Annotated in this window: 19 protein-coding genes, 1 pseudogene and 1 other annotated feature; of the genes and pseudogenes, 9 read left to right on the forward strand and 11 right to left on the reverse strand. The window is 45.1% G+C overall.

What is annotated here, in order from left to right; translation table 11 throughout:
• The first annotated feature begins 639 nt into the window (after positions 1-639).
• A complete protein-coding gene (locus tag ACVFI8_RS20005) occupies positions 640-1140 on the forward strand; it encodes a hypothetical protein (RefSeq protein ID WP_248711836.1) in 501 nt (166 codons plus the stop codon).
• Between the two features lie 106 nt (positions 1141-1246).
• Positions 1247-1861 carry a hypothetical protein gene (locus tag ACVFI8_RS20010; protein ID WP_248711835.1) on the forward strand — a complete coding sequence of 205 codons (615 nt, stop codon included), beginning with the start codon at positions 1247-1249 and terminating at the stop codon, positions 1859-1861.
• Positions 1862-1958: 97 nt separating this feature from the next.
• Here the strand turns inward: ACVFI8_RS20010 and ACVFI8_RS20015 are convergent.
• The 9 genes and pseudogenes from ACVFI8_RS20015 to hisG all read right to left on the reverse strand — a co-directional run.
• A pseudogene (locus ACVFI8_RS20015) lies at positions 1959-2251 on the reverse strand (IS4 family transposase); the annotation flags it as partial.
• Between the two features lie 912 nt (positions 2252-3163).
• Positions 3164-3781, reverse strand: coding sequence for a bifunctional phosphoribosyl-AMP cyclohydrolase/phosphoribosyl-ATP diphosphatase HisIE (gene hisIE / locus ACVFI8_RS20020; protein WP_248711834.1), 618 nt, complete (start codon positions 3779-3781; stop codon positions 3164-3166).
• Positions 3778-4551, reverse strand: a complete 774-nt coding sequence (gene hisF / locus ACVFI8_RS20025) for an imidazole glycerol phosphate synthase subunit HisF (protein ID WP_248711833.1) — start codon at positions 4549-4551, stop codon at positions 3778-3780. The genes hisIE and hisF overlap by 4 nt, the downstream gene beginning before the upstream one ends.
• Entirely contained in the window at positions 4541-5293 is a 753-nt protein-coding gene (gene hisA / locus ACVFI8_RS20030; protein ID WP_248711832.1) for a 1-(5-phosphoribosyl)-5-[(5-phosphoribosylamino)methylideneamino]imidazole-4-carboxamide isomerase, read from the reverse strand. Before hisA ends, hisF begins: the two co-directional genes overlap by 11 nt.
• Before the next feature lies 1 nt (position 5294).
• On the reverse strand, positions 5295-5903 hold the full coding sequence (gene hisH, locus ACVFI8_RS20035; protein ID WP_248711831.1) for an imidazole glycerol phosphate synthase subunit HisH: 609 nt from the start codon (positions 5901-5903) through the stop codon (positions 5295-5297).
• A 30-nt stretch (positions 5904-5933) separates the two neighbouring features.
• Entirely contained in the window at positions 5934-7010 is a 1077-nt protein-coding gene (gene hisB, locus ACVFI8_RS20040; RefSeq protein ID WP_256469272.1) for a bifunctional histidinol-phosphatase/imidazoleglycerol-phosphate dehydratase HisB, read from the reverse strand.
• Positions 7011-8069 carry a histidinol-phosphate transaminase gene (hisC, locus tag ACVFI8_RS20045; protein ID WP_248711830.1) on the reverse strand — a complete coding sequence of 353 codons (1059 nt, stop codon included), beginning with the start codon at positions 8067-8069 and terminating at the stop codon, positions 7011-7013.
• A 1-nt stretch (position 8070) separates the two neighbouring features.
• The gene (gene hisD, locus ACVFI8_RS20050; RefSeq protein ID WP_457872468.1) at positions 8071-9357 is read right to left on the reverse strand and encodes a histidinol dehydrogenase; all 1287 of its coding nucleotides are present in this window, start codon (positions 9355-9357) and stop codon (positions 8071-8073) included.
• 4 nt (positions 9358-9361) lie between these two features.
• Positions 9362-10261 (reverse strand): ATP phosphoribosyltransferase, encoded by a 900-nt coding sequence (gene hisG / locus ACVFI8_RS20055; RefSeq protein WP_457872469.1) that lies wholly within the window; start codon positions 10259-10261, stop codon positions 9362-9364.
• 21 nt (positions 10262-10282) lie between these two features.
• Positions 10283-10410, reverse strand: a sequence feature (His leader region).
• A 191-nt stretch (positions 10411-10601) separates the two neighbouring features.
• On the opposite strand from hisG, the gene ACVFI8_RS20060 reads away from it, so the two are divergent.
• From ACVFI8_RS20060 to rnd, 7 genes are all read left to right on the forward strand, one after another.
• Positions 10602-10817 (forward strand): hypothetical protein, encoded by a 216-nt coding sequence (locus tag ACVFI8_RS20060; protein ID WP_248711827.1) that lies wholly within the window; start codon positions 10602-10604, stop codon positions 10815-10817.
• A 66-nt stretch (positions 10818-10883) separates the two neighbouring features.
• Complete coding sequence (locus tag ACVFI8_RS20065; RefSeq protein ID WP_457872470.1) at positions 10884-12800, forward strand: ATP-dependent DNA helicase; 1917 nt, start codon at positions 10884-10886, stop codon at positions 12798-12800.
• Positions 12797-13486: a tRNA (adenosine(37)-N6)-threonylcarbamoyltransferase complex dimerization subunit type 1 TsaB gene (gene tsaB / locus ACVFI8_RS20070; protein WP_248711825.1), complete on the forward strand. Its 690-nt coding sequence runs from the start codon at positions 12797-12799 to the stop codon at positions 13484-13486. The genes ACVFI8_RS20065 and tsaB overlap by 4 nt, the downstream gene beginning before the upstream one ends.
• Before the next feature lie 18 nt (positions 13487-13504).
• A complete protein-coding gene (locus tag ACVFI8_RS20075; RefSeq protein ID WP_248711824.1) occupies positions 13505-13765 on the forward strand; it encodes a hypothetical protein in 261 nt (86 codons plus the stop codon).
• A gap of 22 nt (positions 13766-13787) precedes the next feature.
• Positions 13788-14621 (forward strand): alpha/beta fold hydrolase, encoded by an 834-nt coding sequence (locus ACVFI8_RS20080; RefSeq protein WP_457872471.1) that lies wholly within the window; start codon positions 13788-13790, stop codon positions 14619-14621.
• Positions 14622-14819: 198 nt separating this feature from the next.
• Positions 14820-16481, forward strand: coding sequence for a long-chain-fatty-acid--CoA ligase FadD (gene fadD, locus ACVFI8_RS20085; RefSeq protein WP_248711822.1), 1662 nt, complete (start codon positions 14820-14822; stop codon positions 16479-16481).
• Positions 16482-16530: 49 nt separating this feature from the next.
• Entirely contained in the window at positions 16531-17652 is a 1122-nt protein-coding gene (gene rnd / locus ACVFI8_RS20090) for a ribonuclease D (RefSeq protein WP_457872472.1), read from the forward strand.
• On the opposite strand, the gene minE is transcribed toward rnd, so the two are convergent.
• Together minE and minD are read right to left on the reverse strand one after the other, a co-directional pair.
• Positions 17627-17890 (reverse strand): cell division topological specificity factor MinE, encoded by a 264-nt coding sequence (gene minE / locus ACVFI8_RS20095; protein WP_248711820.1) that lies wholly within the window; start codon positions 17888-17890, stop codon positions 17627-17629. The two genes, rnd and minE, sit on opposite strands and share 26 nt — an antisense overlap.
• A gap of 2 nt (positions 17891-17892) precedes the next feature.
• On the reverse strand, positions 17893-18705 hold the full coding sequence (gene minD, locus ACVFI8_RS20100) for a septum site-determining protein MinD (protein ID WP_248711819.1): 813 nt from the start codon (positions 18703-18705) through the stop codon (positions 17893-17895).
• Positions 18706-18707 lie beyond the last annotated feature (2 nt).

The raw sequence follows: 18707 nt of genomic DNA on the forward strand, positions 1-18707 counted from the left end.
AATGTTGAACTTTGGTGTTAAACCAGTGGATTTGTGGGAGTAGGTGGGTGATCTACCGCGATTGAGTGCTCTTGGCTATTGTGAAGCGTTTGGCCTAGGGGCGACGCCTTGAGCGTTGAATAGCTAAAGCTGATACAGCAAAACAAAGGTCGCCCAGCATTATCGTTACTCTTCATTGCTCAGTGACAAGCAGCCTGCGCAACTCGCAGCGCTTCATCATTTGTCACTTACGCAATTCAGCGATAATGAAGGTGCAGGTGAGTTAACTCATAGAGAAGCGGAGCCTTGTGTTGGTTCGTACTAGTCTGATGTTTTTCTACTGTAAGTTCTAACTCGTTTATGCCCCGTTACGTGTTACCGCTCCTTCAAAACTACTCTTAATAAACCTATGTACCCTTAATTTTTCTACTTTAGTGGACAAAGCTCTGTGATTTTATACAGTGCCGTTGTAATTCCTACTTTCTGCAAGTGATTGCATACTTTCATGCTGATGTTTTTGTTATTTTTCGAGCTAGGTGGCTGATGTTACTTAGGAAAGGTGATAACCTTGTTTTTATCAAATGTATGATAAGAGGAAAAATTCCTTGTTTAAACAAGGGGTTTTTCCTCTTAATAAGTTGTTAGGCAGAGTAAATACACATGAGTGACCCACATTGGACAAGTTACGTTGGGATGGTGACTGGCATTGTTGGCTCAATTGCCGGTATTACTGGAGCAATTGTGGCTTCACTAAGCTTAAAGAAGACTCGCGAAATTAAGGCTTTAGATTTACGTCTAACTTTAAAGAAAAATGTTAACGAGTTTAGATCCCTGCTAATTGAAACCGAAGAATTACTACCGAAAATTGATAATTCTAGAAAAAGGGTATTCTCCGCTACTGGCAAACTCGGCTCAGGGGAAAGGAAAAAGTGGGAAATGGACTTTGAAAAAGACACTGATTCTCTTGAAGTTATCTCGAATACATTCCAAAGAGCTGAGAAAGATCTAGATACCGAAAGTTATAATGGCTTAGAGCATAAGCTAGATTCACTCAATCAACTTAAGTATCGACTAGATAGTATTTACAAAAAATATAGTGATGCCTATCAGGATGATGAGAAAACACGCGCTAGGATCAAGGATTTTCATGGTATAGCCTAACAAACTGATCAAACAAGCTCCCTCTGGTCGCCGGAACTCACTTCGTTCGTCCGGTTATCAACGACGTTAGCCAGCTAAATAAGTTCAGTTCAAATATGAGATTAATATGGAAGTTAATTATACAAAGTATGACGCAGAATCGTTACTTGAAGCTCTATCAGGTATTGATTCAAAATTGTATCCAGAAAACTATGCCGCTCTAACCGCAGAGATTGCGTCTCGACGTAACGATATTGATGAGTACTATCAGCAGGAAGCTGAACGCACGAAAAATAGATGGAATAAAACCCAGTCTAGTCTGGGTGTAATGCAGATACTCACAGCTATTTCTGTGCTCGTTATGCTTGTTCTCTCAATTTCAAATACACATGGCATTGTAATTTTTGCTACTGCTCTAATAATTGTGCTCAACGCTACTGCAGGGTTAACACTCTTAAAACGAAAATCTCAATTTTATATACTGTCCTACTTGAATCAAGGACTTCAGGTATTCTCGTTTGGCATGGGTACTTTTTATTATAATTACTATGGCTTAGGCGGTGTATTTTTAATGGTTGACTGGGTAAATGAAACCTTTAATTGGATTTCAGCCTCATTCAACCTTGGAGGCTCTGTCTTTGAATTTTCAAACGAGTATAGCTTAGGATTCGTTCAGATCGATATCCTAGCCATATTTATTATCTGGCTAATTTCAAAGTGTGATTCGAAAACAGCTGGCTAACAAAACGCCCAATCCGACACTTAACGCTTGGCATTTTTGCTTCGCAAAAGTATACGCCAAGGTTTCGTGCGGTTTAGCTAAGCGCTGGAGGATCCCCTCATAAATCTTTGAGTCCCGAAGCGTGAGTTAACCAGCGAAACGTATTAATCGCCCAACGTATTCGCTGTTCTGTTATCACATACTCAGGCCTTCGCCGTACTTCTTTTCCTAATCTTACTACCGATAAAACCGCCCGTTTGCAGATGGTATTAGCCTGAAAGTGTCGTTGCCATCCAACCTGTTGTGCCACTAAACCTAACCACCATAAAATGATGTCTGCCAGCATTGCTATCAGCAGTAGTACGCATATCGGCGAGGACATCGTGAACGGCTATGGCGCAAACCAAAGCCCGAATGAGCCTAAGTGAAATTACACGAAGGGGTTGTGGCGTTATTATAAGGAGATTGCGTCAATCAGCCAGCGATTACTATTGATTGATGTTAGAGATAATTGAACTTTGGTATGTCAAAAAGTAGTCTAACTAATTGTTAATAAATTTTGTAGTTTTAGAAACGTTGAAAATGGATGTGCGATACCCTAAGAGTTGATTATTTTGAAAGTCAACACTGTGGCCATGATAGGCAAGCTAGAACTCTATAGATAAAAATGTTTATAATGTTTTTATAATTCTATTTTTTCAATGGCTTGTTCACTTCTATGCATTGGTATGAACCACCTGGCTTTATGTCTTGGAGATTTTTTAGCACAAAAAAATCGTCAAGCAAGTTTACGATTTGTATTGGCTTTTTCGTGGCTGCAATCTCTGTTCTAGCTTTACATGTATTAGAGCTTACAGATGGCGAGAGAGAAGGTATAAAAGTGATATTCATCATTGGCTCTACTTTGGTTACTGTATATATTTATTATTGGCTAAATCAATATATACACCTCAATCGCGTTCATGTTTGGATTACTGACTCAGGGATTATTCGTTGGCCACTTTATTCGCGAGGTTCTAGAGTTTGTATAGCTTTTTCTGAAATAGAGTCTTTTACTTTTAGTGAAGAGCAAGCTAGGTGGTTTTCATTTTATGTATGTCATATAAAGTTGAAGCCCATGAACTCCTATCATTCAGACAACTTCGCCTTTGGCATTCCCTATGTCTTTTTTAGAGTAAACCGAAGACTGATAGAAAAAAGGTTGAAATCTAAGCCTACGGCAAAACAGTTAATGTCGACGTATTAATGATATTTAAGCTCTAATCTAATGGAATAAAAAACCAGCATTACGCTGGTTTTTTATTGGCTATTAAACTCTTGGCTTTACTTATGCCTTGCCTGCAAACAAGCCACTACTTCATCAAAACCCACTTCTTGTTTTTCTAGCAATACCAGTAGGTGATACAACAAATCTGAGCTTTCGTTGACTAATTCTTCGCGGTCGTTGGCCATGGCTGCTAGGGCTACTTCTACACCTTCTTCACCCACTTTTTGGCAAATGCGTTTAGTGCCACGGGCAAATAAGCTGGCGGTGTAGCTTTCTTCTGGGTCGGCTAACTTACGCTCGGCCAATACTGCTTGTAGTTGGGCAATAAAGGTAAGCTTAGGCTCGCTGTGGCCATCAAAACAACTTTGAGTACCTTTATGACAAGTTGGGCCAATAGGCTCTACAGCAACCAGCAGTGTGTCTTGGTCGCAGTCTAAGGTGATGCTTTTAAGCTTAAGTACGTTGCCTGACGTTTCACCTTTGGTCCATAGGCGCTGTTTAGTGCGGCTAAAGAAGGTAACGTGCTCGCTATCTAAGGTTTTAGCCAGTGCGTCGCTGTTCATGTAACCCAGCATCAGTACTTGGCCGCTGTGGTCGTTTTGTACCACGGCAGGGATCAAGCCTTCAACTTTGTCCCAATCGATCTGTTGGTTTAACTGTTCAAATTGGCTCATAGTCGAATTGCCACCTCTTGTTGTTTGAGATATTGCTTTAACTCACCAATATCAATAATGCTTTTATGAAATACGCTGGCCGCTAATGCGCCATCTACGTCGGAAATTGTAAAGGCGTCTTTAAAATGCTGCATTTCGCCAGCACCGCCAGAAGCGATTAATGGCACATTACAAATCTCTCGTACTCGGCTTAGTTGCTCTAAATCGTAACCTTGGCGTACGCCATCTTGGTTCATTACGTTGAGTACTATTTCGCCCGCGCCTCGTGCTTGTACTTCTTTCACCCAGTCAAAGGTGTTCCAAGTAGTGGTTACGGTGCGTTTTTCGTCACCCGTAAACTGTTTCACTTGGTATTGCTGGGTTTCGTCGCAGTAGTAAGAATCAATACCTACCACAATGCACTGCACGCCAAACTTGTCGGCTAGCCGAGTGATTAAACTAGGGTCGGCCAAAGCAGGAGAGTTGATCGAGATTTTGTCGGCGCCGTTTTGCAAGGTGCGGTTGGCGTCTTCAATGGTTTTAATGCCACCGGCTACGCAAAACGGAATGTCGATAACTTCGGCTACGCGACTTACCCAGCTTTTATCTACGACGCGCTCGTCTGAGCTGGCAGTAATGTCGTAAAACACCAATTCGTCGGCGCCTTCTTCAGCGTAACGTTTGGCTAGCGGTACAATGTCGCCAATAATTTCGTGGTTACGAAACTTAACGCCCTTGACGACCATGCCGTCTTTTACATCTAGGCAGGGGATAATTCGTTTAGCTAGCATGGGTGCCTCCTTGCTGCCAGCAGGCGATGGCTTGCTCAACGTTGAACTTACCTTCTAGCAATGCACGGCCAACAATTACCCCGGAAACGCCAGTATCAGTAAGCGCTGCAATGTCATTTAAGTCGCCAATGCCGCCTGAGCTTTGCCAGTGAATATCTGGGTACTGGGCACATAACTCGCGGTACAAACTTACGTTTGAACCCTCTAGCGTGCCGTCTTTAGATATGTCGGTACACAATACGTGCTTAAGACCAACAGGCGCATAAATAGCCACGAGCTCTTCAATGGTCACGCCGCTGTCTTCTTGCCAGCCCGATACTGCTACTACCTTGTTGCCTTGTGCGTCGATGTTAATGTCTAGCGCCAGTACAATGTGCTCGGCGCCGTATTTTTTCATCCACTTGGCCACTACTTCTGGCTGCTTTACTGCGGTTGAACCAATCACCACGCGTTCTGCACCTGCGTCGAGCAAGTCTTTTACATCTTGTTCGCTACGTACACCGCCACCAATTTGAATTTTGGCAGGGGTGTTTTTAAGTAACTGGGCTATCACATCTAGTTGGCGAGCACTGGTATCTTTAGCGCCGTCTAAGTCTACAAGGTGCAACCAATCAGCGCCTTGGCTGTGGTAGTCACTAAACTGGGCTTGTGGGTCGTCACCGTAGATGGTTTTTTGCGCGTAATCACCTTGGAATAAACGCACAATCTTTCCGTCGATTAAATCTAAAGCAGGAATGATCATGTTACATCTCCAAGAAGTTTTTAATGAGTTGCGCACCGGCTTGGCCGCTACGTTCTGGGTGAAATTGCACCCCGTAAAAATTGTCTTTGTTTACTGCAGCAGTAAAGGCGTTGCCGTAATCACACTGAGCAATGGTCGCGGCGTTCACCGGTAGTGCGTAGCTGTGTACAAAGTAGAAGTAACTGCCAGCCTCAATGCCTTTAAACAGTGGGTGATTGGCCGTAGGCTGAATTTGATTCCAACCCATGTGGGGTAAGCGTTGGCCGGCGTTAGGCTTCATTAAACTTACAGTGCCGGGTACAAGGCCTAAGCAAGGTACTGGCTGTTCAGCTTCTTTGGCACCGCCTTCAATGGAGAATTCAGCCAGCATTTGCATGCCTAAACAAATACCCAGTAATGGCTTTTTAACTTGTTTTACTAAGTCGATAAGCTCACGGTCGGCTAGGTTTTTCATCGCCTCGGTGGCAGTACCTACTCCGGGTAGGAACAGCTTGTCAGCCCCAAGGATAACCTGTGGGTCGCGGCTAACCGTTACCGGAAAGCCTAAACGTTCTACGGCAAATTTTACCGAAGATAAGTTGGCACATCCTGTATCAATAATTACGTTCATTGTTGCTCTTATCCTTTTAAACGCTGGCGCTTATAGCGTGCCTTTACTGCTAGGCATGGCATCGCCAGATTTAATAATGGCTTGACCCAGCGCTCGACCAAATACTTTAAACAGGGCTTCTACCATGTGGTGAGTATTTTTACCGGTGGTTTCTAGGTGCAGGGTACAGGCCATGGCGTCGCTTAACGAGCGGAAGAAATGAATCACCATTTCGGTAGCAAAATCACCAATGTTATCGCGCGTAAAATCGGCTTTAAACTCGAGATGAGCACGGCCACTTAAATCTAAGGCACACTGGGCTAAGCATTCGTCCATTGGCAATACAAAGCCAAAACGGCCAATGCCGCGCTTGTCGCCTAACGCTTCTTTAAGGGCTTGGCCAAGCGCAATGGCGGTATCTTCTACACTGTGGTGGTCGTCGATGTGGTAATCACCCACTACTTTACAGTTAAGCTGAAAACCGCCGTGGGTAGCAATTTGGTCAAGCATGTGGTCAAAAAAGCCCAAGCCAGTATCAATTTGGCTGCCACCGGCGTTGTCTAAATCTACCGCAATGCTAATTTGAGTTTCTTTGGTATTGCGTTCAACCTTGGCTTTGCGGCCAAGTTGAGTAAGCTGTTTTTCAATGGCTACCCAGTTTAGGCCATCGCGCTGGTATTGCAGGCCTTCAAGCCCCATGTTCTCGGCTAGCTGCATATCGGTGTGGCGGTCGCCAATCACGTAAGAGTGAGCAAAATCGATAACACCGCTTTTAAGATAGTCTTTTACTAGGCCTAGCTTTGGCTTACGGCAGCTGCAGTTATCTTCGTCGAAGTGCGGGCAAACTAGCACGTCGTCAAACTTAACGCCTTGCGACTCAAAGATATCCATCATGTAGTTTTGCGCGAGGTGAAAATCGGCTTCAGGGAAGCTGTCGGTACCTAAACCATCTTGGTTAGTCACCATCACTAAGCGGTAGCCGTTAGCTTGTAGCTTGAGCAATACAGGGATCACTTGAGGCTCTAGTTTTACCTTTGCTACGCTATCAACCTGTTTGTCGGTGATAGGTTCGTCGATCATGGTGCCGTCACGGTCGATGAATAAGATCTTTTGTTTTACTTGGCTCACTTAAGTTCGCTCCAATCCTTGAATTGCTAATACAGTAGCGGCCACTTCTTGCTGGTTACCAATACTGATGCGTATGCAGTTTTCTAAACGCGTTTTGTTGGCAAAATCTCGCAGTACTATGCCTTGTTCGCCCAGTGTTTTAAAGACTCGGGCTGAATCATCAAAACGAACCAATATGTAATTACCGGTAGCCGGGAAGATTTCTTTAACAATGTTGAGTTTGCTTAAGTCTGTAACCGCTTGGCTGCGAATAGCGTTTAACCTTGCTACCCGGTCACGCATTACCTTAATACCGTCGCTATTAAGGGCTTTAGCGGCAATTTCAGCTACTGGGCGAGCAATTGGGTAGGGGGCAATCACCTTACTCATTACATCGATGACTTCAACATTGGCAACGGTAAAGCCACAGCGTAAACCCGCTAAAGCAAAGGCTTTAGATAGGGTACGAGTGATAACTAGGTTATCGTAATCTGCCAATAACTTAACCACGCTTTGCTCTTCACAAAACTCAATATAGGCTTCGTCTACGACCACTAAGGCCCGATCTTTTTGGGCGCTTAATAACTCACACAACTTGGCATGGTCGAGCATATTGCCGGTGGGGTTATTAGGCGCGCACAAGAAGATAATCTTGCTGCGTATTTGCGCAAGTGCTGCGTAGTCTGGGTCAAAGTTAGCGTCCAGTGCGACGGTTTTAATTTCAACCCCAATGGTTTCAGCGCTGACGGCATACATGCCATAAGTTGGCGCACAAATCACTATGCTGTCTTCGTTGGGCTCGCAAAAGGCGCGAATCAGTACTTCAATGGCTTCGTCGGCGCCACGGCTGGCTAATACTTGGTTTGGCTCTACACCTGCGTAGGCCGCATAACCGTTGATCATGGCGGCGGGTTGAAACTCTGGGTAACGGTTTAATTCGTCACCTAAGTAGCTAAAATCGCTAACGTCTGGGCTTTCGTTGGCGTTTAACCAAACTTCGCCACTGCCGCCAATGCGACGGGCGCTTTGGTAAGGCACAAGCGCTTGGATCTTTTTGCGGGCTAATAATGTGACCGACATGTTATTGCTCCTCGCCTAAACGGATGGTTACCGCACGGCGGTGGGCGTCTAGCCCCTCTGCGTTGGCGATGGGCACTACCGCAGAGCTTAAGTCTTTTAAGCCTTGCTGAGTTAACTCTTGAACCGTAAAACGCTTCATAAAGTCTAAGGTGCCTAGGCTTGAATAAGTGCGGGTATAACCGTAAGTAGGCAAGGTGTGGTTGGTACCACTGGCGTAATCGCCTACTGATTCTGGCGTCCATTCACCGAGGAAGACACTGCCAGCGTTTTTAACCTTGGGTAGTAGGCTTCGCGCTTGCTCGGTTTGTATAATTAGGTGCTCTGGGCCATACAGGTTACTCACTTGTACTGCTTGCTCTAAATCAGTGACGACTACAGCGGTACTGTGTGATAGCGCTTGGTCGGCAATATTATTGCGACTAAGCAGCGCTAATTGGCGAGCTAATTGGCTGTTTACCGCGGCGGCTTGGGCCTCTGAAGTGGTGACCAATATAACTTGTGAATCGGGGCCGTGTTCAGCTTGTGATAACAAATCTGCAGCCACAAAAGCGGGGTTAGCGCCTTGGTCGGCAATCACCAATACTTCTGAAGGGCCAGCGGGCATATCAATAGCCGCACCTGCGTGGTCGCCACTGACTTGCTGTTTGGCCTGGGTGACGAAGGCATTACCTGGGCCAAAGATTTTATCCACTTTGGCGACGCTTTCGGTGCCGTAAGCCATTGCTGCAATGGCTTGTGCGCCACCAGCAGCATAAATTTCGTCTACGCCACACAGTTTCGCGGCATATAATATCTCTGGCGCAATCGGTGGTGGTGAACTTAACACCACTTTTTCACAGCCAGCAATAGCAGCAGGAATAGACAGCATTAATACCGTAGATGGCAGCGGGGCAGTGCCACCAGGCACGTATAAGCCTACTTTATCTATCGCAGCGTAGTGCATTTCGCAACGTACGCCCGGCTGCGTTTCTAAGCTGATTGCGTGCGGCTTTTGCGCTTGGTGAAATACTTCAATATTGGCTTTTGCTTGCGCGATAGCTTGCTTGAACTCATCACTTAAACCTTGCTCGGCGGCTTCGATTTCAGTTTGGCTGACTCGAACAGCGCTTAAGCTAGTTTTATCAAACTTGGCGGCCAGCGCGATTAAGGCTTGGTCGCCTTGATCTCGCACCTGAGTGACTACATCGGCAACTATTCCGGCAATGTCGGTTGAGCTATTTACCGCAGGGCGGGACAGCACCTGCAGTTGTTGCTCGTTTGATAGTTGGTTCCAAATTACCGTTTGCATGGGTTTATCTCAACATTTTCTCAATTGGCATTACCAAGATAGAGCTAGCACCTAAGGTTTTTAGCTTTTCCATGGTTTCCCAGAACAAGTTTTCAGTGCTGACTACATGTAGCGCTACTTTATCGTCATCACCGGCTAGGGCTAATACGGTTGGGTGCTCGCTACCTGGTAATAAGTCAACAATTTGATCAAGATGTGTTTTAGGCGCGTGCAGCATGATGTACTTGCTTTCTTTGGCTTCCATGGTGCCTTGCATGCGCATGAGTAAACGGTCTAACAAGTCTTGGTGCTCGTCACTTAGCGTGTTTGTAGACTTAATTAATACGGCTTGCGAGCGGTAAATGACTTCCACTTCTTTAAGGCCGTTGGCTTCTAAGGTAGCGCCAGTAGAGACTAAGTCACAAATGGCGTCGGCTAAGCCTGCACGAGTAGCCACTTCTACCGAGCCTGCAAGCATACAGGTTGAAAATGGTACGCCTTGCGCGTCTAAGTAACGCTTAAGAATACCCGGGTAGCTAGTAGCGATTCGCTTGTTCGCTAAACATTGCGGGCCGGTGTAATCAAATTCTTCGGCTACGGCTAGCGAGAAGCGGCAATCGCCAAAATCTAAACGCTTTAGTACTTCGCAATCGGTAGGGTCGTTTTGCGCGGTACGCAGCATGGTTTCTTCTTCAAGTACGTTTTCACCCACAATACCGAAATCAACAACACCATCCATTACTAGACCTGGAATATCGTCATCGCGCACCCGTAGTAAATCTACTGGCATATTTTCAGAATGGGCTATCAGGCGTTGTTGGCGGAGGTTGATTTTCATTCCGCAGCTTTTTAATAGTGCCTGTGAATCATCGCTTAGGCGTCCAGATTTTTGGATGGCGATGCGTAGTCGTTTTTGCTCTGTCATGTTGTTGTCCCTAATTATAAAACTAAAAAACCCCCGGGAGGATTACCTTCCGGGGGTTTGCAATATTGTAATATTCTACCACCGGAAGCTGTATATAAGCTTCCAGCAGATAACCGCCTGAAGCTTATTCTGGATGATGGTGGTGATGATGCTTCGTTTGGTTAAAAATCATGTCACGTTCCTGTCAACGTTACTTTGCCTTCATGGCAAATTCAGGCCATAAAGTTACCAATCTAGACGTAAATTGCAACCATTTTTTAGTGGCTTTTTATTATTCTATTCAAGTTGTGCAAAATATGACCGATAATTAGATAAGGAGTGTCAAAAAGGAAGGTGAGTTTTGAGCCAAGACGCAATTATACCTATTCTGCCACGACCATTGCCCGCACCTGATGGCAAGCGCCCACCATTGCGCACCGATAAAGTGGTGAAAAAAGGAAAGATAACCGGCACAAATGATATTCAGGTACGTCCAAAGTCGAGCCATGAGCACGCGCAGCAGAAGCACAAAAAGCCGGACCCCGATGAAGAACATAATATCGACTTGTTTGTGTAGTCTAGGTTTGGTCTATATCTAGCAGCCTGTTATAGTTGCGGCGACTTTTGCTTGCCGGAACAAAGATTGAAACAACAGTATTTTGCCAACGATGGTTTGTTATCTAGCGCTATCGACGGTTTTTCTCCTCGCCCACAACAACAAGAAATGGCTACAGCGGTTGCTGCTGCCATAGAAACCAGTGGCAGTTTATTGGTAGAAGCAGGCACCGGTACCGGTAAAACCTTCGCTTATCTCGTACCTGCCATGGATAGCGGCAAAAAAGTGGTCATCAGCACGGGGAGTAAGGCACTGCAAGATCAGCTATTTACTAAAGACTTGCCCAAGATGCAGAAAGCCCTCAAATACACTCAATCTGTCGCATTGCTTAAAGGGCGCTCTAACTATCTATGCATTGAGCGGCTTAACAGCTTTTCTCATTATAGCTCCGGCCAAGACCGTAACACCCTCGCAGAGTTAGTCAAAATCAAACGTTGGGCGCAAGGTGAAGACACCGGCGATATTAGTGATTTAGGCCCGGTGGCTGAGCGCTCTGACGTGTTTCCGCTGATTAGTAGTACTAACGACAATTGCTTAGGGCGAGATTGCCCCTCTTACAAAGAATGCTATTTAGTTAAGGCTCGTAATAAAGCTTTAGAAGCAGATTTAGTGGTGGTGAATCATCACTTATTTTTTGCCGATATGGTGGTAAAAGAAACCGGCTTTGGTGAACTGATCCCTGAAGCAGACGCTTATATCTTCGATGAAGCCCATCAACTGCCCGATATTGCTGCTAGCTATTTTGGGCAACATTTTTCCAGTCGACAAATTGTTGACTTATGCAGTGACATTGAGCTTTGTTATAAAACCGACTTGCGAGATATGGCGCAGTTGCAAAAAGCGGCTCAAAAGTTAGAACGCGGTATTCGCCAATGCCGTTTAGCCTTTGAAGGGCTGCGTGACCGGGGTGAATGGCGGCCCTTAGCCAAACAGCATCGCTTTGCAGAAATGATGGCAGTACTAAAAGAAGACATGGATTTTGTCTACCAAGTACTTAAGTTGGCTTTATCGCGCAGCGAGTTGGCCGATTCTTGCTTCGAGCGCTTAGCCAGAATGCGGGGGTTATTTGATAAAGTAATGGCGGTAGATACCACTGGTTTTAGCTATTGGTACGAAACTACCCGTTTACACTTTACCTTAAACATCACCCCGTTAAATATTGCTGAACGGTTTAATAATGAAGTTGAAGAACGCGACGCTGCTTGGATTTTCACCTCGGCAACGTTGGCGGTAGATGGTAATTTTCAACACTTTCAAACGCAAATGGGCTTAAATGACGCCAGTAGTATGCTGTTAGACAGCCCCTTTGATTACCAGAAACAAGCCCTGCTGTGTGTGCCGCGTTATTTGCCTGAAACTAAACAGCACAATGCTGAGCAATTAATGTTAGATCAACTTGCGCCAGTTATTGAGGCGAATGGCGGGCGTTGTTTCTTTTTGTGCACCAGCCATAGAATGATCCAAAAAGTAGCCGCAGAATTACGCCTACGCACTGAGCTGTTAGTGTTGGTACAAGGTGAAGCCGGCAAACAAGAGCTACTGAATGAATTTGTAGAAGATGGTAACGCGGTGTTGGTCGCTACCAGTACTTTTTGGGAAGGGGTAGATGTTCCCGGTAAGGCCTTGTCGTGTGTCATCATTGATAAGTTACCTTTTGCCGCGCCCGACGACCCACTATTAAAAGCGAAAAGCGAAGATTGCCGTTTACGTGGCGGAGACCCTTTTCGTCAGGTATATTTGCCGCAGGCGGTTATTAGCCTGAAACAAGGGGTGGGGCGTTTAATCAGAACCCAAGCCGACCATGGCGTAGTGATTATTTGTGATAATCGCTTGGTTAACCGTGATTATGGTTCTTTGTTTATCAGTAGCTTACCCGCCATGCCGCGCACTAGAGAACTATCAAAAGTATTAGAATTTGTAAAAAATAACGCTGAGGAATCATGACAGCAAACATATTAGCTTTAGATACATCTACCGAAAATTGTTCCGTAGCCTTGCAATGGCAAGGAGAGATCTTTAGTAAACAAGAATACAGCCCAAGAGATCACACGCTTAAAATATTGCCTTTTGTAGAGCAAATATTGGCAGAAGCGGGTGCTAATTTGCAGCAACTTGACGCAATTGCTTTTGGCCGAGGACCTGGCAGTTTTACAGGCGTACGTATTGGTGTCGCAACAGCTCAAGGCCTCGCCTTTGGTGCTGATAAGCCGATGATAGCGGTATCGACCTTGCAAGCCATGGCGCAACAGGCCTTGGTTACTCACCAACAAGAACACTGCTTTGCGGCGATTGATGCGCGCATGGGTGAAGTCTATTGGGGAGAATACCAAGCAGAAGGCGGAATCATGGGGTTGGTTGATCAAGAATTGGTGATTAAACCTGAGCTATTGGGCAGCAATCAGCAGTCAGCTGCAGCAGTGGGCACCGGTTGGCAAACCTATCAGGAATTACTCTGTGGTCAATTTTCTGGCGCAAAAGTGCTAGAATCAGTGTTGTACCCAACGGCACGAGATATGCTTAAGTATGCTCAGCTTGCGTTTGAAAAAGGCGATACCGTGAGTGCAGAGCACGCCGAACCAGTTTACTTACGTGATAAAGTCACTTGGAAGAAGCTGCCCGGTAGAGAATAAGTAAAGGGATAAATAAATTTGAAAATTCAGGGCCTTGGCCAGCCCATCCAGCAGCAGCCTAAGATAAAACCAACCAACAGCACTACAGAATTAAGTGTTGTGACTAAAGCGCCAAAAGGTGTGGTTCCTTGGGCCGCCATGGATGAGCACAGTGTTGAAAAACTTCGTTACGACCACCAAGCGGGTGGTGGTGAAGCTGTGTCTCACTATCAAGATGTTGCCAATCAGTTAAAACGCCAACAGGTAAATGAGATGTTTGGCATCGACCTATTCGCTTGAACGGTGACTATAAGCGAGTGCAATGAACAATAGCTTATCCTTCGAAAATCTCGGACTCTCCTATCTAGAACAGCCAGCAAATAGCCCCTACTGTTTGGTCATGTTACACGGCTGGATGGATAACGCGGCAAGTTTTACTCCCTTAATCAAGCAACTAGACGCGGTACATTGTATTGCTGTTGATTTCCCCGGCCATGGTCATTCAGCGCATCGCCAAGGCCATTATCATTTTGTTGACTATGTCGACGATGTTTACGGTTTTTTAGCCGAACTTAAGTTAAATAAGCCAATAGTATTGTTAGGGCATTCGCTTGGTGCATTAGTCGCAACGACCTATGCTGCAGCCTTCCCTGAACAGCTAGTTGGGTTAGTGTGTATCGACGGTATCGGCCCTTTAAGTATCAATGAGCAGGCGACTACCGAGCATTTAGCCAAGGCCATTCGTCAACGCCACAAGCAAAAACATACTAAAGGTTTTGCAGAACTCAATTATGCGATAAAGCTGCGAGCGAAGACCAATGGCTTATCAGAAGACAATAGTCGCTTGTTGGTTGAACGCGCGGTGATGCAGCGCGATGGACGATGGTATTGGCGGCACGATGAAAAATTGAAGCTTAGTTCACCACTTCGCTTTAGTGAGTTACAAGCCAAAAACATTTGCCAATCTGTGCCTTTTGCTAGTTTACTGATCGCTGCCAGTGAATTTCCGCTATTAACACCAGATTATATCGCTTTGCGCCAAAGCTGGTTTAGCCAGCTAGAGACCCAGATGGTAAGTGGTGGTCATCATTTACATATGCAGAATCCGCAAGCGGTAGCAGAGCGACTTAGGGCCTATATTAAAACAATTGTTTGAACCACTTCACTGTTTTACATCTTATCCACTACGCTTAATGTTAAATTATTGTTATTTTAAACGGCGTATGAAACAATCGTTTGAATCTTAGAGCTAAAGCTCTATATCCAGAGTTGCTACCAAGTACATAATAAATTTCATAATAAAACTTGGCAGGCCATTTATACTTAATGTAATTGAAATGTTTAGGAGAACTGCGTGGATAAGGTTTGGCTTAATCGATACCCTAAGGATGTTCCTGCAGAAATAGACTCAACGCGCTATCAAACCTTGATTGACGTGTTTGAAGAGGGTGCTGCCAAGCATGCCGACAGAGTAGCATTTATCAATATGGGACAGGTGATGACTTATCGCCGCCTAGAGGAGCAATCAAGAGCGTTTGCTGCCTACCTACAAAACGAATTGAAGCTAAAGCGCGGTGACCGAGTCGCCCTGATGATGCCAAATTTGTTGCAGTATCCCATTTGCTTATTTGGTGCCTTACGAGCAGGTATGGTGGTCGTGAATGTTAATCCACTTTACACGCCTCGTGAGCTAAAACACCAACTTAATGACAGTGGTGCTAAAGCTATCGTTATTGTTTCTAACTTTGCCCATATCCTTGAAGAAATAGTCGAAGAAACCGGAGTTGAGCACGTCATTCTCACTCGCTTAGGTGACCAACTGTCTGCGACTAAACGCACGTTGGTCAACTTTGTTGTGAAATATGTTAAGAAAATGGTACCTAAATACCATTTGCCGCATGCTCAGTCGTTGCGTTATGTATTGTCTAAAGGTCAGCACTTACAATATGTGCGACCTGAAGTGAACAGTGAAGACTTGGCCTTCTTGCAGTATACCGGTGGCACTACAGGGGTCGCCAAAGGCGCCATGTTATCGCATAGCAATATGGTCGCCAATTTACTACAAGCCTTAGGCATTGTAGGCCCTTGTTTACGTGAAGGAAAAGAGATTGTTGTAACGGCTTTGCCGCTCTACCATATCTTTGCTTTGACCGCGAACTGCATGGTATTTTTTGCGTTGGGCTGTCAAAACTTATTAATCACTAACCCTCGTGATATTCCTACTTTTGTAAAAGAACTTGGTAAAGTGCCATTTACCGCTATCACTGGGGTAAATACCCTGTTTAACGCCTTGTTAAACCATGCGGACTTCGCCAGCTTAGATTTTTCTCTATTACGCTTGTCTCTTGGTGGTGGCATGTCAGTTCAACGTGCCGTTGCCGAGCGTTGGCAAGAGGTCACTGGATCGCGCTTAATTGAAGGCTATGGCTTAACTGAGTGCGCGCCATTGGTAACGGTTTGTCCTTACGACTTGGAAGCATACAATGGCAGCATTGGTTTACCGGCGCCGTCTACAGACATTAAACTGGTTGATGACGATGGTGCAGAAGTCGCTGAAGGTGAATCGGGCGAAATCTTAGTGAAAGGCCCTCAAGTTATGCAAGGCTACTGGCAGCGTCCCGAAGCAACGGCTGAGTCAATGCCGGGTGGATGGTTTGCCACGGGGGATATTGGCACCGTTGATGAACAGGGCTTTTTCCATATTGTAGACCGTAAAAAAGATATGATTTTGGTGTCTGGATTCAACGTGTTCCCTAATGAAATCGAAGAAGTCATTTCAGGTAATGCCAAAGTGCTTGAAGTGGCCGCAGTGGGCGTCCCTAATGAGGTGAGCGGCGAAGCGGTTAAGGTATTCATCGTTAAGAAAGATGACTCTTTAACCGAGAAACAGATTGTAGAACATTGCCGAGAATTCTTAACCGCCTATAAAGTGCCTAAATTAGTTGAGTTTAGAGATGAACTTCCTAAAACAAATGTGGGCAAGATCTTGCGGAGAGCCTTGCGCGACGAGGCATAAACCGTAAAATAGATGCTAATCTGACGCTTTCCACTAGGACGCCGCAATTTTGGCAGACATTAATTTTGAAATGATAGAAACAGAGGCGCAACTTGCGCCTCTGTTGCGTTATTTAAATGAACAATCCCCGTTAGTTCTTGCTCTTGATACTGAATTTGTGCGCACTAGAACCTACTACGCGCATTTGGGCTTGCTGCAAATTTATGATGGCATTCGGTGTTATTTGGTCGACCCCTTAGTGGTAGATATGCCCCCACTATGGCATGCTTTAAGCAAACATCACTGGGTACTACATGCTTTTAGTGAAGACTTAGAAATCATCCAGCGTGTGAGCGGCCAGTTTGGGCTTTCTGTGTTTGATACACAGGTTGGAGCCGCTTTCTTAGGCCATGGTATTAGCTTGGGGTATCAGCGCTTTATTGATACTGAATTAGGTATTCAAATAGATAAAGGTGAATCACGCACTGATTGGTTAGCGCGGCCTTTGCGAGCCTCTCAGCTTGATTACGCAGCCTTAGACGTTATTCACCTGTTACCTGCCTATCTCAAAATTAAGCAACAGCTAGAAGAGCAGGGGCGTTATCAAGCTGCCTTGGAAGAAAGTGCACGTTTAGCGGCCTTTAAGCAGCGCGAGCCTAATTTGGATGAGTCATATAGAGATATAAAGAACGCCTGGAAACTTAACCCACAACAATTGGCGGTGCTAAAAACACTGGGCAGCTGGCGTATTCAGCAAGCAATTAGCCGTGATTTAGCCATTAACAATGTGGTTCACGGTGACAGTTTATGGACCATTGCCCGCTATCAGCCCCAAAGCATGGAACAATTACAACGACTTGAATTACCTGCTCAGGAACTAAGGATCCATGGCCATCGTTTACTGAAATTGGTGCAACAAGGGCAAAAAGTACCTGCAGCCGATTATCCTAAGCCAATCAAGCGTATTGTGGATTACCCTGATTACAAGAAATGTATACAAGAGCTGAAGGTGGTAGTGACGAAGGTTTCAGAGGAGTCAGGTTTGCCAGAGGATGTATTAGCGAGCAAAAAGGTACTCAATCAATATTTGTCTTGGACATGGAAAAGTAACCAGCAAGCGACAGAGTTACCTCTACTGCTTACTGGTTGGCGTCAGCCTTTATTTGCTAATCACGTTGCTCAGGAAGCGTAATATTTAATTCTAATACGCTTATGTCGTCAGTCTTGTTATCAAGGCTGACATTGACATGTTCTGAGTTGATATCAACATACTTTTTAATCACCTCAATGATGTCTTGCTTCATTGCGGGTAAGTAGTCAGGACCACTGCGTTGGCCACGTTCGTGAGCAACAATAATTTGCAGTCGTTCTTTGGCGGTTTGCGCCGTTTTAGACTGTTTTGTTGTGCGAAAGTAGTCTAAAAGAGACATTTTTATCCTCCAAATAAACGGCTAAATAAGCCTTTTTTCTGTTCTTCAAGAAAGCGGAAATCTACATTTTCGCCAATCAATCTGCTAACCGCATCATCGTACGCAAGGCCAGCATCACTTTCAGTATCTAAAATCACTGGTTCGCCTGAGTTAGAGGCTTTGAGTACCGCCGGTGATTCAGGGATAACACCTAGTAGTGGAATAGCTAAGATATCTTGTACGTCTTCTACACTAAGCATATCACCTCGGTTAACGCGTTCTGGGTTATAACGGGTTAACAACAAATGTTCTTTTACCGGTTCTTTACCTTGTTCTGCACGCTGAGACTTGCTGGCTAACATACCCAAAATTCGGTCTGAATCACGCACCGATGATACTTCTGGGTTGGTGGTCACAATGGCCTCATCAGCGAAATATAAGGCCATAATTGCGCCTGTTTCAATCCCCGCTGGTGAATCACACACAATATAATCAAAACCTTGTTCGGCGAGGTCATCTAGAACCTTCTGGACGCCTTCTTTAGTCAAGGCATCTTTATCACGTGTTTGCGAAGCAGGCAAAATGAACAAGTTTTCAGTACGCTTATCTTTGATTAACGACTGGCTTAGGTTTGATTCACCTTTAATCACGTTAACAAAATCGTACACAACGCGACGTTCACAACCCATAATTAAATCAAGGTTTCGTAAACCAATATCAAAGTCGATAATTACGGTTTTAAACCCCTTGATCGCGAGGCCTGTACCTATGGCGGCACTTGATGTGGTTTTACCCACACCACCTTTGCCGGAGGTAACAACGATAATCTTAGCCATTA

This window comes from Agarivorans sp. MS3-6 (assembly GCF_054112545.1).

Bases quoted from the DNA above. Each gene is read 5' to 3' on its own strand.
- ACVFI8_RS20005 (WP_248711836.1), top strand. From the start codon at position 640: ATGAGTGACCCACATTGGACAAGTTACGTTGGGATGGTGACTGGCATT.
- ACVFI8_RS20010 (WP_248711835.1), top strand. From the start codon at position 1,247: ATGGAAGTTAATTATACAAAGTATGACGCAGAATCGTTACTTGAAGCT.
- hisIE (WP_248711834.1), bottom strand. From the start codon at position 3,781: ATGAGCCAATTTGAACAGTTAAACCAACAGATCGATTGGGACAAAGTT.
- hisF (WP_248711833.1), bottom strand. From the start codon at position 4,551: ATGCTAGCTAAACGAATTATCCCCTGCCTAGATGTAAAAGACGGCATG.
- hisA (WP_248711832.1), bottom strand. From the start codon at position 5,293: ATGATCATTCCTGCTTTAGATTTAATCGACGGAAAGATTGTGCGTTTA.
- hisH (WP_248711831.1), bottom strand. From the start codon at position 5,903: ATGAACGTAATTATTGATACAGGATGTGCCAACTTATCTTCGGTAAAA.
- hisC (WP_248711830.1), bottom strand. From the start codon at position 8,069: ATGTCGGTCACATTATTAGCCCGCAAAAAGATCCAAGCGCTTGTGCCT.
- hisD (WP_457872468.1), bottom strand. From the start codon at position 9,357: ATGCAAACGGTAATTTGGAACCAACTATCAAACGAGCAACAACTGCAG.
- hisG (WP_457872469.1), bottom strand. From the start codon at position 10,261: ATGACAGAGCAAAAACGACTACGCATCGCCATCCAAAAATCTGGACGC.
- tsaB (WP_248711825.1), top strand. From the start codon at position 12,797: ATGACAGCAAACATATTAGCTTTAGATACATCTACCGAAAATTGTTCC.
- ACVFI8_RS20080 (WP_457872471.1), top strand. From the start codon at position 13,788: ATGAACAATAGCTTATCCTTCGAAAATCTCGGACTCTCCTATCTAGAA.
- minE (WP_248711820.1), bottom strand. From the start codon at position 17,890: ATGTCTCTTTTAGACTACTTTCGCACAACAAAACAGTCTAAAACGGCG.
- minD (WP_248711819.1), bottom strand. From the start codon at position 18,705: ATGGCTAAGATTATCGTTGTTACCTCCGGCAAAGGTGGTGTGGGTAAA.